At 40.6% G+C, this 14,949-nt stretch carries 13 protein-coding genes; 7 read left to right on the top strand and 6 right to left on the bottom strand.

Annotated features, from left to right (window positions below; genetic code table 11):
* Window positions 1-12 precede the first annotated feature (12 nt).
* The 5 genes from neuC to tviB all read right to left on the bottom strand — a co-directional run bounded on the left by neuC (window position 13) and on the right by tviB (window position 5,301).
* Window positions 13-1,149 (bottom strand): UDP-N-acetylglucosamine 2-epimerase, encoded by a 1,137-nt coding sequence (gene neuC, locus RH46_RS20570; protein ID WP_006881454.1) that lies wholly within the window; start codon window positions 1,147-1,149, stop codon window positions 13-15.
* Window positions 1,142-2,188, bottom strand: coding sequence for an N-acetylneuraminate synthase family protein (locus RH46_RS20565; RefSeq protein ID WP_006881453.1), 1,047 nt, complete (start codon window positions 2,186-2,188; stop codon window positions 1,142-1,144). Before RH46_RS20565 ends, neuC begins: the two co-directional genes overlap by 8 nt.
* A complete protein-coding gene (locus tag RH46_RS20560; protein ID WP_006881452.1) occupies window positions 2,181-2,876 on the bottom strand; it encodes an acylneuraminate cytidylyltransferase family protein in 696 nt (231 codons plus the stop codon). The genes RH46_RS20565 and RH46_RS20560 overlap by 8 nt, the downstream gene beginning before the upstream one ends.
* A 17-nt stretch (window positions 2,877-2,893) precedes the next feature.
* On the bottom strand, window positions 2,894-3,934 hold the full coding sequence (locus RH46_RS20555; RefSeq protein ID WP_006881451.1) for an SDR family oxidoreductase: 1,041 nt from the start codon (window positions 3,932-3,934) through the stop codon (window positions 2,894-2,896).
* Window positions 3,935-4,020: 86 nt separating this feature from the next.
* Window positions 4,021-5,301 carry a Vi polysaccharide biosynthesis UDP-N-acetylglucosamine C-6 dehydrogenase TviB gene (gene tviB, locus RH46_RS20550; RefSeq protein ID WP_006881450.1) on the bottom strand — a complete coding sequence of 427 codons (1,281 nt, stop codon included), beginning with the start codon at window positions 5,299-5,301 and terminating at the stop codon, window positions 4,021-4,023.
* Window positions 5,302-5,672: 371 nt separating this feature from the next.
* Here tviB and rfaD point away from each other — a divergent pair, with 371 nt between their 5' ends.
* The 7 genes from rfaD to waaA all read left to right on the top strand — a co-directional run bounded on the left by rfaD (window position 5,673) and on the right by waaA (window position 13,888).
* Complete coding sequence (gene rfaD, locus RH46_RS20545) at window positions 5,673-6,614, top strand: ADP-glyceromanno-heptose 6-epimerase (protein WP_006881449.1); 942 nt, start codon at window positions 5,673-5,675, stop codon at window positions 6,612-6,614.
* A gap of 93 nt (window positions 6,615-6,707) precedes the next feature.
* Complete coding sequence (locus RH46_RS20540) at window positions 6,708-8,474, top strand: bifunctional glycosyltransferase family 4 protein/polysaccharide deacetylase (RefSeq protein ID WP_040896407.1); 1,767 nt, start codon at window positions 6,708-6,710, stop codon at window positions 8,472-8,474.
* 679 nt (window positions 8,475-9,153) lie between these two features.
* Complete coding sequence (locus RH46_RS22515; RefSeq protein ID WP_338131573.1) at window positions 9,154-9,741, top strand: O-antigen ligase family protein; 588 nt, start codon at window positions 9,154-9,156, stop codon at window positions 9,739-9,741.
* Window positions 9,738-10,775: a lipopolysaccharide heptosyltransferase II gene (gene waaF / locus RH46_RS20530; RefSeq protein WP_006881447.1), complete on the top strand. Its 1,038-nt coding sequence runs from the start codon at window positions 9,738-9,740 to the stop codon at window positions 10,773-10,775. The genes RH46_RS22515 and waaF overlap by 4 nt, the downstream gene beginning before the upstream one ends.
* Window positions 10,772-11,830 carry a glycosyltransferase family 9 protein gene (locus tag RH46_RS20525; protein ID WP_006881446.1) on the top strand — a complete coding sequence of 353 codons (1,059 nt, stop codon included), beginning with the start codon at window positions 10,772-10,774 and terminating at the stop codon, window positions 11,828-11,830. The genes waaF and RH46_RS20525 overlap by 4 nt, the downstream gene beginning before the upstream one ends.
* Window positions 11,827-12,612 (top strand): glycosyltransferase family 32 protein, encoded by a 786-nt coding sequence (locus RH46_RS20520; protein ID WP_006881445.1) that lies wholly within the window; start codon window positions 11,827-11,829, stop codon window positions 12,610-12,612. The genes RH46_RS20525 and RH46_RS20520 overlap by 4 nt, the downstream gene beginning before the upstream one ends.
* 10 nt (window positions 12,613-12,622) lie before the next feature.
* A complete protein-coding gene (gene waaA / locus RH46_RS20515; protein WP_006881444.1) occupies window positions 12,623-13,888 on the top strand; it encodes a lipid IV(A) 3-deoxy-D-manno-octulosonic acid transferase in 1,266 nt (421 codons plus the stop codon).
* Here waaA and RH46_RS20510 read toward each other — a convergent pair.
* Complete coding sequence (locus RH46_RS20510; RefSeq protein ID WP_006881443.1) at window positions 13,880-14,941, bottom strand: polysaccharide pyruvyl transferase family protein; 1,062 nt, start codon at window positions 14,939-14,941, stop codon at window positions 13,880-13,882. The genes waaA and RH46_RS20510 overlap by 9 nt on opposite strands.
* Window positions 14,942-14,949: the final 8 nt, after the last annotated feature.

Below are 14,949 nucleotides of genomic sequence, written 5' to 3'. Positions count from 1 at the left end.
TATATAGCTCACTCAATTTACCAAGTCTCTAAATTGTTTTTGATGATTTATGTCCCACAGTCTATTCGAACTGATTAAGTCAAAAAATAGGTTTGCACTATTACCATCTCCGAAGCAACTTTGCTCTACTCTTTGTGTAGAGTCATAGGACTTAGCTGATGAAATGGCACTAGCAATTTCTTTGCGAGAATACCCACAATTGAATATAGATCTATCTTTCGCTCTATTTAACTGTCTACTACCAATATCTACTGTTGGCGTATTATAGAATGGAGCCTCTCTAATTCCGGCGCTGGAATTGCCAACTATATATTGAGAACCATTTAGCAATGAAAGAAAGTACTCAAACCTTAGAGATGGAAAAACTTTTATCTTCTTATTATCAGCGATTTCACTGTACGCTAAAAGTATTTCATTGCTGCCAATGTCATTATTCGGATATATCAATATGTAATTATCACCACTCTCAATCAGTGATTTAGTAAATTCCTTCGCATACTCAGAAATTGATTTTATTTCTGTCGTAACAGGATGAAACATAGCTATTGCATATTTATCAAATTCAATACCATAGTAAGACTTAGCTTCCTCAATCACAGGAAGACTTTGTGGGTTCATTAAGTCCAAATCCGGTGAGCCAATGACGTGTATCGATTCCTCTAGTTCCCCTAGTTGTAGCAAACGTTTTCGAGCCTCTTCATTTGCAACTAAATGGATGTGAGACATTTTTGACACCGCATGCCTAATCAATTCATCAATCGTTCCTGAAATTTCCCCGCCTTCTATGTGTGTGACTAGTATATTATTTAAACTCCCGACAATGGCCCCAGCAAGAGCCTCACCACGATCTCCATGAACAACTATCAAGTCAGGTTTTATTTCAGCTACATAATGTGAAAATCCATCAATCGTTTTAGCTAGAGTTCTATCCATGTGTTCAACTGTGTCATGGTTTATATATTTATATATATTTTTAAACCCTGACTTATATATCTCGTCTACCGTCGCACCATACTTTGAATTCATATGCATTCCAGTAGCGAAAATATGAACTTCAAAATCATGACTATCTTGCGTAATTTTTATTAATGACTTAAGTTTTCCAAAGTCCGCACGCGTCCCAGTTAAAAAGACAATTCTCTTAGTCACTTATTTCGCTCCATGACACATGATGATCTTCATCTAAGTCTACTAGCGCTGAGCATCCAAGAACCTTATCATAATGTTCTGCTAAAATTTCACCTGTTCCTGGTCTCTTAACCCAAGTATTTTCTTTAGTGAACCTATCACCCTTCTTTATACTCTTCGTTGTTACCACTGTTGCAAAAGCAAAGTCTATTGTTACTTGTTCTTCTTTTGCTGCTTCCTTCTTTCCACCTCTCATTCTTGCTAATCTTGCTGATTGGTGTATCAGTTCATTGCACTCTTCTGAATCCATTGAACAAATTATATCTGGCCCCTTTCTATTCTTGTCATCAGTAAAGTGCCTTTCTAATATTGAAGCCCCTAAAGCCACAGCACCTAGACATGCTATGTTGTCAATACTATGATCTGATAGACCGATAACTGAACTGGGGAACGCATTCTTAAGCTCTTCCATAGCCCCTAGTCTGATCAACTTATCTGGCGTAGGATATAAGTTCGTTGTGTGCAACAATGCGTAAGGAACTTGATGCTTTTCAAAAATTTTTACGGATTTTTTTACAGAGGCTATATCATTCATCCCGGTGCTTAAGATTATCGGCTTGCCATAGCTTGCTACAAGTTCAAGTAATGGGTAGTTATTGCACTCACCAGAACCTATTTTGTAAGCAGGCACATTCATTCGTTCTAATCTTTCAGCCGCAGCTCTTGAAAAAGGAGTGCTTATAAAAATCGCTCCTTTCGACTCCACATATTCCTTTAGTTTCCTTTCATCTTCTTCATTCAAAGAGCAACGTTCCATAATTTCATATATGGATATATCTGCATTTCCCGGTATAACTTTTTTCGCTTCAGAACTCATTTCATCTTCTACAATATGGGTCTGGTGTTTAATTACCTCAGCTCCTCCTTCTATTGCAGCGTCAACCATTTTAAATGCTAGATCTAATGAGCCTTCATGATTGATACCGATCTCAGCTATAACTAGTGGATCATGGTCAATACCAATTTTTCTACCTGAAATTTCAATTGCAGGATTATTCATAAAAAGAACCTCTTAGTAATTTTTCTACTCGAATCAAATCGATCTTACTATCAATATCTTCGGATTCGTTCGTTGACATTACATATGGATAAATGTCACGTCTTGGAATTTGTGATTCCGACATAAATGCACTGGGAGAAAAAATGTATATAGCTCCATTAGCCAGATATGACTTAGGTAGTTCTTGTCGCCTAGTATAAGGCGCATCCTCGTTATAACTACCTTTCAAAGTGCCATTTTCTAGTTGTACGAAAGCTTTTAAAGGTGAATGCTCAGGTTCATATACGCTAATAATAGTAGCATTTGGATTATTCAGACTATCGTAAAGATCTATAGCTTCACTAATATGAGCACTAGTTCTCAAAGGAGAGGTTGGTTGTAGGAGTACAACCAGATCACTCAAAATGCTATGTTTATCGAGCCAATCAATCGCATGTCGGATTACCTCATCACTGGTGCTATTATCTTGGGCTAATTCGCAGGGCCGTTCGATCAACTCAGCCCCCATGCCTAAGCTAATCTTTGCTATTTCTTCATCTTCAGTAGAAACAAAGACTCTATCAATATAACTACACTCTCTCGCAGCGTTTATCGTCCATCCAATAAGTGGTAATCCATTAACATTCAAGACATTCTTTCTTGGCAAACCTTTGGAACCACCTCTGGCAGTAATCAAAGCTACTCTCATCTTTACATCCTAAGCTTTTAAGTGTGTATCTGGTGGCTACAAAAGTAAGATAAATACCAAGGCATTGATTTTGATATTCCAACGTCTAAACTATCATTCGCGATGTAACCTAGACATTTCTCAGCTTTATTAATGTCAGCAAGCGAATGACGAACATCTCCTGCCCTAAAACCTCTGTAGTTCACGTTGGCTTCGACCTGTACACCAAGTTCAACTAGAGATTTTTCTATTATTTTATATAACTGATTCAAACTTGTCTGTTGTCCCACGGCTACGTTATATACTTGGTTCTTACTGGTTGAAGTAGCTGTCGCAGCCAATAGATTCATCTGTACGACGTTATCTATGTAGCAAAAATCTCTACTGCTTTCACCATCACCATTAATACATACATCCTCACCTTTAATAATGGCAGCAGTCCACTTAGGTATAACTGCGGCATATGCTCCATTTGGATCTTGTCGAGGCCCAAACACATTAAAGTAGCGTAGACCAATTGTACTAAACCCATATGTGCGATAATAAACACCAGCATAGAGCTCATTAACGTACTTTGTTACAGCATAGGGAGAAAGGGGGTTACCTATTCTGTCTTCAAGCTTAGGTAAGGCTGTATGATCTCCGTAAGTAGAACTACTAGCAGCGTAGGTAAAACTCTTCACTTCGGCTTCCTTCGCCGATGTCAACATATTGAGATACCCTGTTACATTTGCGGCATTGGTTGTTACTGGATCTTCAATTGACCGTGGGACTGAACCTAAGGCAGCTTGATGAAGCACATAATCCACCCCATGCATAGCTTGTTCACATGTTGCATAATCGCGAATATCACCCTCAATCAGGAGAAATCGCCCCCATTGCTCTTTCGAGACAAGAGATTGAACTTCGTCTAAATTACGTTGATAACCAGTAGAAAAGTTATCCAATCCAATAACATTTTGGTTTAGCTTCAATAGCTTTTCGAGTAAGTTCGAGCCGATAAAACCTGCGACACCTGACACTAACCAAGTTTTAGGTGACTCAAGAAGTTCTGATTGTATTTGTTTGAAGCGAGACATATATCATCCAAAAAAATTAGTAAAAGCACACGCTACCGTGAAGACTTGAGCAGTTATGCCTTAGTCTTCATGTATAAAAAACATCGCTAGAGTCGCATATCCACATTTTCTTTATTGAAGATATATTTCAAATCATACAGCACATGATCTTCCTTTCCATAAGTTCGAACAATTGCTGGCCCGAGCTCTCGAAACTCATCATGTGCCACTGCCAATATGATAGCGTCATATTGGCTTTCTTTTGGCTCTTCACATAACTTGAGGTTATACTCATTCAGAGCTTCTTCTTTAGAGCACCAAGGGTCAATTACATCTACATTGATATTGTAATCTTTTAGCTCTTGAACAATATCAATCACTTTCGTATTACGTAGGTCAGGACAATTTTCTTTAAATGTCAATCCCATAACCAATACATTTGAGCCTTCAACTTGAATGCGCTTTTTAAGCATTTTCTTTATCAACTGTGAAACCACATACTCTCCCATGCCATCGTTTAACCGACGGCCAGCTAGGATCATTTCAGGATGATATCCTACAGCTTGCGCTTTATGGGTGAGGTAGTAAGGATCTACACCAATACAATGCCCTCCAACTAAACCAGGCCTAAATGGCAAAAAGTTCCACTTAGTACCAGCAGCTTCTAAAACTTCTAAAGTATCAATTCCAAGCTTATTAAAAATAATAGAAAGTTCGTTGATTAGAGCAATATTTACATCCCTTTGTGTGTTCTCAATTACCTTTGCCGCCTCTGCAACCTTTATGGAGGGAGCCTTATGGGTACCTGCATTGATAATTAAACCATATAATTCATCTATAAAATCAGCTACTTTAGGTGTCGAACCACTGGTTACTTTAAGAATGTTTGTAACCCTATGCTCCTTGTCACCTGGGTTGATGCGCTCTGGTGAATAACCAGCGTAAAATTCTTCATTGAAGATCAAACCAGAAATGTTCTCTATTACAGGTACACAAGTCTCTTCTGTCGCACCTGGATATACTGTCGATTCATATATGACAACATCACCCTTAGATACTAATTTCCCCAACATCTTTGAAGCTTCAATAAGTGGCGTTAAATCTGGCTGCTTAAATTCATCAATTGGAGTGGGAACAGTGACGATAAACACATTGCACTGCTTTAAATCTGCAACATTAGACGTGTATTTAAGGTGAGTTGCTTTTCGGAGCTCTTCTTCACTACATTCTAAAGTGCTATCTATACCAGAAGACAACTCACTAATTCTATAGGGATTTATATCAAAGCCTACGGTATCCATTGAACAACCGAATTCTACTGCAAGCGGTAAGCCTACATAACCCAGCCCGATGATACCTAAGCGAGCATTTTCTACTGTTATTTGCATCAGCAATTCCTAGCTAAATTGTAAAAGTAATCAAGTTATTAAAAATGATGTCTACGTTTATAGTGTGGGGGTTGAGATTGAGGCTAAAAAAAACACATACGATACTTATGAGGTGATAACTACCATGAACACTCCACACGCTGGACATGGATATGAACCAACTCAAAATGAGAAAGCCTAACGTTTATATATGAACTATGAATCCTGTCTTAGTTTCCGCAGAAACAGGATCATCATCGAGCTAACTCAAATGATACCGTAATACAAATATTCTTACTACCACACATAGGTCATATCCAAGTTCATACTGTTAGCTTTCAAAGGCACATGATACAATAATGACCGCGTTTTATTTTTTAAAGGAATGAGTGATGTTCATCGTAACTGGCGGTGCTGGCATGATTGGCAGCAACATCATCAAAGCACTTAACGAACAAGGCATTAGTGACATCTTAGTTGTCGATAACCTAAAGAACGGTAAGAAGTTTCAAAATCTAGTCGACCTTGATATTGCTGATTACATGGATCGTGATGATTTCCTAACTCAAATCATGGCAGGTGATGACTTTGGCCCTATCGAAGCCATTTTCCACGAAGGTGCATGTTCTGCTACTACTGAGTGGGATGGTAAGTATATGATGCTCAACAACTATGAGTACTCAAAAGAGTTACTTCATTACTGCCTTGAGCGTGAGATTCCTTTCCTTTACGCATCTTCTGCAGCAACTTACGGTGAGACAGATACCTTCATCGAAGAAAGACAGTACGAAGGCGCACTAAACGTCTATGGTTACTCAAAGCAACAGTTCGACAACTATGTTCGTCGTATCTGGCAAGACGCTGAAGAACATGGCGAGAAGCTGTCTCAAGTAACAGGATTCCGCTATTTCAACGTCTACGGTCCTCGCGAGCAGCATAAAGGTTCTATGGCTTCAGTAGCATTCCACTTAAACAACCAAATGAATGCTGGAGAAAACCCGAAGTTGTTTGCAGGTAGCGAAACGTTCAAACGAGATTTCGTCTATGTAGGCGATGTTGCAGCTGTTAACCTTTGGTTTATGCAAAATGGCGTATCAGGAATATTCAACCTTGGTTCTGGTAACGCTGAATCTTTTGAAGAAGTTGCCAAAGCGGTAATCAAGTACCACGGCCAAGGCTCTGTAGAAACTATCCCGTTCCCTGAGCACTTGAAAGGTGCCTACCAAGAATATACTCAAGCCGACCTGACGAACCTGCGTGCAGCAGGCTGCAGCCATCAGTTTAAAACTGTTGCAGAAGGTGTTGCTGAGTATATGTCGATTATCAATAAGTAACTCCACGACTTCAAATATCCAGAGTTCCTGCTTTGAACTCTGGATATTTGCAGATTAGAATACAGCGTTTATAAGAGTCTCGTGGGTTAACTGATGAATATTTTAATGGCACTGTCCCAGTTAGAAGTAACTGGAGCAGAAGTGTATGCGACAACTGTAGGCAATCAGCTAACTAAACGCGGTCATATCGTTCACTACGTATCGGATACTCTAACTAAGCCATTCCTAGGTAAGTTTTTTAAACTTCGCTTCAATAAGCGCAGTATCCCTCGCCGGTTTTGGCATGTCGCTTATCTTGTCTACCTCATCAAAAAGCACAATATTCAACTGGTTCACGCTCACTCACGCGCATCCAGTTGGAGCTGCCACGTAGCATGTAAAATCACTGGCACTCCCATGGTTACAACTGTCCATGGCCGCCAGCCCGTGCACCGTTCACGTAAAGCCTTTCATGCCATGGGTGATAAAGCGCTTCCGGTGTGTGAAGCGATTGAGCAGCAGCTAATTGAAGAACTGGATGTGCCCGCATCTCAGTTAACAGTAAGCCGAAATGGCATAGAAACTCAGGCATTTTCGCCTACTGAGCCCCCGAATAACACTAAACCCATCATCACGATTGTCGGTCGTTTGACTGGCCCTAAGGGAGATCTGTGCTTTAGGTTACTGGATGAATGTTTAGACCTTGAACAATACGATGTTCGAGTACTGACCGGGTCAGCCATGGAAACTAGATTTGAGAAGTTCGCAAACAAAGCATCATTCCCAGGCTATACCAACGATGTGGCTCTAGTACTACGACAATCTGACCTGGTAATTGGTGCGGGTCGAGTCGCCATGGAATCTTTATTGTGTGGCCGCCCGACACTCGCGATTGGCGAGGCGATTTCAATCGGCGTAGTCGATGAGCATAATCTGTCTCACGCGATGGCGACAAACTTTGGTGATATAGGCCCAAATATACTCGACATCGATTTTAGCTCTATTGCTCAAGAGGTAGAAAAAGGTCTGAATCAGCCGTCGTGTGCTCCTGCAGTCACAGAAGCCATACGTAATAACTACGACCTCGAAAATATCGTTTCCCAAGTCGAATCAGTTTATCAAGATGTGGTGATCAGCAAACTGCAAAAAGAGATGCCTATCTTGATGTATCACCGCTTTATCGACAACGAATCGAAAAAAGGAACGCGCGGTCCATACATTGATATCAAGTTGTTCGAAAAGCATCTTCAGCTGCTAAAACGCTTGGGCTTTGAGAGCCTTACTTTTGAAGATTTGGCACACAAAGGTACAATCGAAAGACTAAATCCAAATAAGCGTTACTTTATGCTAACGGTGGATGATGGTTTCGTCGACAACTATGAACTGATGTTACCTCTTTTGAAAAAGTATGGTTTCAAAGCAGTTGTCTATGTGGTTACCGGCGAAACCTATAACCGCTGGGATGTTGAGGCAAGCGAGAACCCAGATAAGCCATTCCCTCTTATGACTAACGAGCAGATTAAAGCGATGGCTGACTCTGGCTACATAGAAATTGGTGGGCACACTCTATCTCACCCATTCCTAAGCAAGCTGTCGTATAAGGAACAAAAGCAAGAAATTGAACAGAACAAGCTCGAGCTAGAGTCAGTCATCGGCAAACCGTTAACTTCATTTGCTTATCCGTATGGCGATTTAGACGAAAACTCAAAGAGAATTGCCAAAGAGCTCGAGTTTGATTTCGCGGTTGCGACAAATAGCGGCCCTCTCGCTTTTCATCAAGATCTATACCAAATCCGCCGTATTGCGATTTTTCCTAGAACAACTGTATTTGGGTTATGGCGTAAAGTGCGCGGTAACTACCTTTTTAAGAAACTAAACTAATCATGTCCTCAAACTTAAAAAACTCTCTAGCTCAAAAAGACTTCGTATCTAAATTTGTACTATCAAGCTTTTTCTTAGTACCAGCACTACTACTCACTACCAATAACTTTAGTGTTGCGGTAGTAGTTGGGGTATTACTACTTTCGTCATTTATGATTTGGAAAGGATCCAAGTTAACTTTAAATAGATTTGATTACCTCATAGTCGGTTGCTTCTGTGCATACTTTTTGGGTGCAATACCCGTTGCCATTCTCGATGGCTCGACTATGCGATACTTTCAGGGTGGAGGTAGGTTATTACTTTGCTTACCCATATATTTATTCTTACGATCTTATCTAGTACAGTACAAATCCAACTCACTTAAAACACTGACTTTAGGGGTTATTGTCGGATGCTTTGGGTCTCTCGCGATTGCAATCTACCAATACTCTTACCTAGGAATGAACAGAGTAGATGGTTTCCTATTTAGCATTAACTTCGGCTACCTAGCGTGCGCACTCACCTTTCTCGCAATTTGTTTGACAAAACATGGTCAGCTAAACACTTGGCTATATTTATCAGCCCTAGCATCTTCAATCGCTACAATATTAACCTTTACACGTGGCGCTATTCTAGCAATCCCTTTACTGCTATTTTTTATAGCAATACTCAACTATAAAAAGCTTAGCTTTTCAAGGTTATTAGCATTTCCGTTCTGGCTATCGTCGCAGCCTCTCTAACTTACTCAACCTCTAGTGCTATTCAAAAACGCGTCGACTATACTGTAAATGAGTTTTCTAATATTTCTCGTGGAAATATTGAGAAAGCGAAATCCTCCGGAGGTCGCCTGCAACTATGGAAAGCCGCAAGCTATGCTTTTATGTCTTCTCCACTAACTGGTCTCCCTTATACAGATCGCGAAGCACTGAATCGCGAATTGTACAAAAAGGGGGAAGTTACAAAATGGGTTCTTACTGTTGGGCGCGGGCATGCTCATAGTCAGTATTTTGAGATGCTTGCCAGTAATGGCGTTTGGGGGATTACTTCCATTATCGCTGTTTTTCTGATCCCTCTTTCAGTTTTTGCACATCATTATTTCAATACGGCTAGCCCTATTGCCTATACTGCCGCTGTATTTGTGGCAGGCTTTATGATATATGGCTTAACGGAGGCTCCATTGCAGGCAAACCTCATTGGCTCTTTCTATGGTTTCATGTTGGCTCTGTTTTTTGCTTTAGTTAGGATAGAGAAATACCCGCAACCTCCTTTCAAAGGCCAAGAATTATGAAGATCCTCATTATTGGTCCATCCTGGGTTGGAGACATGGTTATGTCTCAAAGCCTCTACATGTCTCTTAAACGGAAACATCCAAATGCAGAGATCGATGTTCTGGCCCCAGCTTGGTGTAAGCCAATCCTAGAACGAATGCCACAAGTGTCTCGCGCCATTGAAATGCCTCTTGGACATGGTCAGTTTGACTTTTTATATCGAAGAAAAATCGGCAAAGAACTATGCAAAAATAAGTATACTCACGCATACGTGCTTCCTAACTCAGCTAAGTCGGCACTAATTCCTTTATTTGCAGATATACCAAACCGAACAGGCTGGAAAGGTGAATTTCGCTATGGTTTGCTTACGGACTTAAGGCCGGACAAACGTATCTTCCAGTATATGGTCGAGCGTTATGTGGCGTTGTCTTCTAGCAAACAAACTATGAAGCAAGAAGTCCTCCTAAAAAACTGTCCTATGCCAGCACTAGAGGTCGATTCTGAGAAGCAGTTCGACGCTAAAGCACGACTTAACCTTAAGTCTAATCGGCCTATCATAGGCTTATGTCCTGGGGCTGAATTTGGCCCAGCAAAGAGGTGGCCCGATCAGTATTATGCAGAAGTAGCAATGCACGCTATCACTAATGGTTATCAAGTATGGCTGTTTGGTTCAGCGAAAGATCAACCAGTCTGCGAACTTATCCGCTCGGCGTTGAGTGAAGGCGAACAAAAGTATGCACATAACCTCGCTGGTCAAACATCATTAATTGAAGCGGTTGACTTATTAGCAGCCTGTCACACTGTGGTTACCAATGATTCTGGATTAATGCACGTATCCGCTGCTGTTGGCTGCAATATCGTAGCTATCTACGGCTCAAGTTCACCTGAGTATACTCCCCCATTAACAAAGAAGCTCGCAATGGTGCACACAGATATCGCATGTCGACCTTGCTTTAAGCGTGAATGCCCTTACGGTCACCTTGATTGCTTGACCAAACTAACCCCAAACAAAGTTATTACTGCATTAGACACATTTATAGGATCAAACAAATGAATCATTTGTGGTTTGAGCGTGGAGCCTACGCCTCAAAATCTGCGAAGCAATATCTGGAAAATGAATTCGACCCGAAGTCTATAAAAAACATTGCAATAATTAGGCATGCCGCGTTAGGCGATCAGGTTATTGCCAGACCAATGCTTGTGGAAGCTAGAAAGTTTTTTCCAAATGCTAAGATAACCTTAGTAGGCGTCTCAAACTACCAGTACGGAGCACCATCTGACTTAGCTGATGAAACAATCTTTATGATCGGTCGCCACCGAAAACACGAACTGTCGTGGAAAGATCGCGTTGGCCAGTTCCGTCAGCTTGAAGAACAAGACATCATTTTTGATGTTGCTGGTACAAGCCGTTCTTACTGGTTAACATTGCTGAGTAAAGCCAAGCTCAAGTTTGGTTTTCCTTACAAGTCATATCTTTGCGGTTCATTATACAATATCGCGGTTTTTCGTTCAGATTATCAGCCCGAGTTAGAGGTCATGCTAGATATGCTAAAGATGTTAGGGCATAACCCAGCTAGGCCTCTTGACTATGCATACCCAAGCCATCTTGAACTATATAGTGAAGGTAATGGAGAAAAGCCTCGCGTCCTCTATTTCAATGGCGCATCGACCAAATCCAAAATTCTGTCTTCGGACCAAATGAGTGTGCTAATAGAGAAAGCATTAAAAACGTTCCCTGACTATGAACATGTCTTTCTTGAAGGCAAAAATGATTTTGAAAAAGGCGATTTTTTGCAGCATTTGAGGTCAGAAGGTAACTTTAAAATTCAACCATGTTTACCGCTGGATTCACTAGTAGAATTCACGGCCAAAGCGAGACTCGTCGTGTCGCCAGATACTGGTGTACGAAATGTTGCCATTTCTACCCATACGCCTACAGTGGGCATCTTTTACTCGACTGTACCATTTAGGTATACGCCCCAAGATGGCCGTCACTATATCGTAATGACCCCTTCAGGGAGCATTCCAAGTAACGACCAAATCATCTCAGAAATAACTAAAGCACTAACAGATAAAACTTCGATAAAGTATAAAGGACAATCAGAATGAAGCAGCTACCAATTTTAATCTCCAATCGCTTGATTCGATTGACAGGCAACCTATTCAAAATTCTTTCATATCCTTTCCACTGGGTATTGCCTAACGTCAGATTTGATATCCCTAGTTATTCTCCAGCAAAAGTCAAACGTAGTAATGAAGGCTCTATCCCGAGAGTAATATGGCAAACTAACTTTACCAACAAGTGCACCCTGCCTATGTATCTTAACTATCTGTTTAATAGGCTGATGTCACTCAACTGTGACTACAGATATGTAAGTACAGAAGAACGAGATGTTTACCTGAAAGAACACGCTTCGCCAGAGATTTATGACGCCTACTCTCGTCTCACAAATGGTGCAGCTCAAGCTGACCTTTGGCGACTTTTTGTTCTGTACAAAGAGGGAGGGGTTTACATGGATATCGATGCAACTCTTGTTTGGCCTCTAGATAAAATCATTGCGACTGAAGAAGATGCTTTATATGTAAAAGTAAGCAAAAACACAGAGATCACTAACTACTTTATTGCTTCTAAAAGTGACAATGAAGAGCTAAAGCAATGTGTCGATAAAGTGGTATTTAATATTAATAACTACGACCCTAAAAAAGGTGTTTACCAAACGACAGGACCAACTGTTCTTAATGATGTATTAAATTGCAATACAATCCATGCTATCGATAGAAAGTTCGCTTGTATCCAAGGTGCATTTACCAACGAACATTTTCAGTATATGGATAAACCTAGGGGCAAATGGACCCACATGGACAAAACAACATTAGTTAAGAAAAAGTAGTACCAATCAGATGATTAGATTTCTCTATACTTTGATTTTAGCCTTGCTATCCCCTTTTTTATTGTTTGGTCTCTACAAAAAAAAGAAGGGAAAGCCCAGCTTTGGAAATAGATGGGTTGAACATTTTGGCTTCTCTCCAAAACTAACATCCATTGATCCTCCCTTATGGATACATGCCGTATCCGTAGGTGAAACCATCGCTGTGACACCTTTTATCAAACGAATGAAAGAGAAATATCCGCACCAGAAGATCGTACTTACCACAACAACTTCTACAGGGGCAGAACAAGCGAGAAAACTCGAAGGTCTTGTTGAACACCGCTATATGCCCCTTGACTTCCCTTTCGCCGTTAAAGGGTTCTTAAATAGGATTAATCCATCCCAGCTTATAATCGTCGAAACTGAGCTTTGGTTAAATACCTTACATATTGTACATAACGCAAATATACCTATCACGGTGCTTAACGCTAGACTATCGCAAAAGTCGTATGAACAGTACGCAAGATATTCCTTCTATACAAATAGAATCGTTCCATGCATTTCTAATTTGTTATGTCAATTTGACAGCGATATGAATAGATTTGCAAAGCTTGGTTTTAGCAATGACCAACTTACCACCACTGGCTCAATTAAGTTCGATATCTCAGTTTCTAACCACACCTTAGAACAAGGCAATAAACTGAGAAAAAGTATCGGAAATAGACCAGTTTGGGTCGCTGCTAGCACTCATAAAGGAGAGGATGAAATTGTATTATCGGCTCACAAAACGATACTCGAATTGCAGCCAAACGCTCTACTTATATTAGTCCCAAGGCACCCAGAAAGGTTTGATGCTGTAGGAGAATTGATCGATAAGTTCAATATGCATTATGAACGGCGTTCTTCCCAAAGTAATGACACTGCAGAAGCTCAAGTTTATCTTGGAGATACAATGGGTGAGCTACTAACTCTGATTCAGGCCGCTGATATTTGTTTTATGGGGGGAAGTCTGCTTGGTGAGAAAGTTGGGGGTCACAACGTTATCGAACCATCAGCCCTAAGAAAACCAACGATCACTGGCCCAAGTTACTATAACTTCGATGAAATAGTGAAACAGTTAACCAGCGTTAACGGTCTGGTTGTAATAAGTACAAAACATGAACTAGCAGAAGAAGTTACTAATCTGATAAATTCACCATCTAAAGCAAACGCACTAGGTAATTCTGCATATTCTGTATATGCTCAAAGTAAAGGAGCTATTGATCGCTCAATAACTCCTTTAGAAAACCTATTTTAGACCTTTTAGTGCTGGCTCAAGCAGAGCCAGATATTTCTCTTGTGTCGCGTGTCGGTGTTTAATTAGCTCTTCACTACGCTGTTCGATATTCTCGATTGCACTCTCGACTTTCTCCATAAACTCTTCCGTCGATGCATCTATCGAGATCATGTCCGCTAAAAAGCCTTTTACTGTGCCAGCTCGAGGGTCATGTGCAATCATGATACCAGGCGTTCCCATAGAAGCACACATACCGATACCATGAACGCGGTGGCCAATTATCAAATCGTATTCAGCAAAGATATCTCTATAATCCTTTGAATCAAAAGAGTAACGTAATACCTGATCTGGGAAGTCTTTCTTAAAGTCCGACAACTCATCAATGTAGTGCGCAACAAATTCAATGTCATACTCACCAGAGTATTTCTCAAGAACCTTCTTGTAGCTGCGCATCATAAACTGGTAGGTACTGTCAGAAACATTGTTCGATGCAACTGCACTGCTAGTACCATAAAGAATGCCAATTTTCTTGACTTTATTTACTTTACGGTATGTTGGACTAGAAAATAGTGCCGGACAAGGAAGTTGATGAGCGCCTGCCGACTGCAACCCTTTAAAACAAACTTCATCACGACATGTAACCAATTTTGCCGCTTTAAACACTGAGATTTCATTTTCTGAAAAGTGTTCACTGTTAAACTCAAATTCGCCACTTGTACCCAACCCCATAAAGACGGTTGGCACTTTATAGCTCACGATTGAATCGTACAACTTCTGAACTCGTTTACCTCGCCACTCAGGAGATCCTGCAAAGACAACTAAGTCAGCATAATCCATTTCAGGTCGATCTTTGACAGAGTTATCCAAAAACTTCTCAACAAAATCTTTGCCCAACGTGTTGTCTACGGCTTTAATCAAGTCGTACTTTCTTGCACGGCGAGTCTGTGGGTTACGGTTAAAAATTATAGGGTTGTGCTTTCCTATTACCTTTTCCATCAAAAATTGGCTACCCATTAGAATGAATTCATCTCCTGGGTTCCACTGTCGAGTTGTGGAGTAAACTACGTTTAACATTTACGTTT

Origin of the sequence: Vibrio brasiliensis LMG 20546, assembly GCF_000189255.1 — a bacterium.
Taxonomy (GTDB): Bacteria; Pseudomonadota; Gammaproteobacteria; order Enterobacterales; family Vibrionaceae; genus Vibrio; species Vibrio brasiliensis.
The sequence above is the reverse complement of the archived record's forward strand: the minus strand, read 5'-3'. Positions and strand labels throughout refer to the sequence as shown.

Coding starts and splice junctions, on each gene's coding strand:
- RH46_RS20565 (WP_006881453.1), bottom strand. CDS start 2,188: ATGAATAATCCTGCAATTGAAATTTCAGGTAGAAAAATTGGTATTGAC.
- RH46_RS20560 (WP_006881452.1), bottom strand. CDS start 2,876: ATGAGAGTAGCTTTGATTACTGCCAGAGGTGGTTCCAAAGGTTTGCCA.
- RH46_RS20555 (WP_006881451.1), bottom strand. CDS start 3,934: ATGTCTCGCTTCAAACAAATACAATCAGAACTTCTTGAGTCACCTAAA.
- tviB (WP_006881450.1), bottom strand. CDS start 5,301: ATGCAAATAACAGTAGAAAATGCTCGCTTAGGTATCATCGGGCTGGGT.
- rfaD (WP_006881449.1), top strand. CDS start 5,673: ATGTTCATCGTAACTGGCGGTGCTGGCATGATTGGCAGCAACATCATC.
- RH46_RS20540 (WP_040896407.1), top strand. CDS start 6,708: ATGAATATTTTAATGGCACTGTCCCAGTTAGAAGTAACTGGAGCAGAA.
- waaF (WP_006881447.1), top strand. CDS start 9,738: ATGAAGATCCTCATTATTGGTCCATCCTGGGTTGGAGACATGGTTATG.
- RH46_RS20525 (WP_006881446.1), top strand. CDS start 10,772: ATGAATCATTTGTGGTTTGAGCGTGGAGCCTACGCCTCAAAATCTGCG.
- RH46_RS20520 (WP_006881445.1), top strand. CDS start 11,827: ATGAAGCAGCTACCAATTTTAATCTCCAATCGCTTGATTCGATTGACA.
- waaA (WP_006881444.1), top strand. CDS start 12,623: ATGATTAGATTTCTCTATACTTTGATTTTAGCCTTGCTATCCCCTTTT.
- RH46_RS20510 (WP_006881443.1), bottom strand. CDS start 14,941: ATGTTAAACGTAGTTTACTCCACAACTCGACAGTGGAACCCAGGAGAT.